1 protein-coding gene is annotated in these 1,069 nt (G+C 67.4%); it reads left to right on the forward strand.

The window, feature by feature from the left end:
* Positions 1-123: 123 nt before the first annotated feature.
* Positions 124-1,069: glycosyltransferase (locus ACT3T9_RS18840; protein ID WP_444607304.1), on the forward strand; the 946-nt coding region annotated here is incomplete at its 3' end.

Raw genomic sequence — 1,069 nt, forward strand, 5'->3', positions numbered from 1 at the left:
GCACATCCCTTGTCTGTCACGACCGACCTTCTGCTAAGCCCTTCTGCCCCGATAAAATCGTTTGAGGATGACTCACAAGAAATACGCCAGCTGATCTCCGCTGACACGAGTGGACGCCGCATCGTGGCCCTCATCCCGGCCTACAACGAGGCCGAGAGCATCGGTGCGACCATCGCGAGCGTCGCCGCGCAGTCCCTGTGCCCCGTCGTCACGATCGTGGTCGCCAACAACTGCACCGACGGCACAGAAGAAGTCGCCCAGGAGCACGGGGCACTGGTGTTCCTCGCTGAGCCCAACTGTGACAAGAAGGCCGGCGCCCTGAACCTGGCTCTCGACTTCGTGATGCCGCTGCTGGGCGGCGAGGATGCACTGCTGGTCATGGACGCCGACACCACGCTCTCGCAGACCTTCATCGAGGTTGCCGATCGGCTCCTGACCGGCACCGTCGGCGGCGTCGGTGGGGCGTTCATCGGCCGGCCGTCCTCGACCTCCCTGGGGATGCTGCAGCGGATGGAGTACCACCGGTACCGGCGGGAGATCACGCGACGCGGGGAGCGGGCGTTCGTGCTCAGCGGCACCGGCGCGCTGCTCAGCGTCGACGCGCTGGAGACGATCCGAGCGGCCCGGGACGGGGACGTCCTGCCGGCCGGGGCCGGCTACTACGACACCCACAGCCTCACCGAGGACAACGAGCTCACCCTGGCCATGCTCACCTGCGGCTACCGCTGTCTCTCCCCGGTCGAGATGACGACCACCACCGACGTCATGGAGACCGCGAAGGCCCTATGGCAGCAGCGCGACCGGTGGTACCTCGGTGCGCTGAGGAACCTCCAGGCCTACGGGTGGCGCATGCCCTGGCACATGAAGTGGGTGTACTGGCGCCAGCAGTTCGGGCTGGTCCTGTCCGTCCTGACGATCGTCGCGCACGTGGTCCTGCTGACGCTGCTGGCCTCCCTCGGGCTGCCGATCACGCCCTCCCCGCTGTGGACGCCGCTCGCCGTTTTCGTGGTGCTCATGAACATGGCGACGGTGTGGAGCCTGGGGCCCCGCGCCCGGATGCTGGCCGTGA

Origin of the sequence: Brachybacterium sp. AOP29-B2-41 (genome assembly GCF_052378395.1) — a bacterium.
Classification (GTDB): Bacteria; Actinomycetota; Actinomycetes; order Actinomycetales; family Dermabacteraceae; genus Brachybacterium.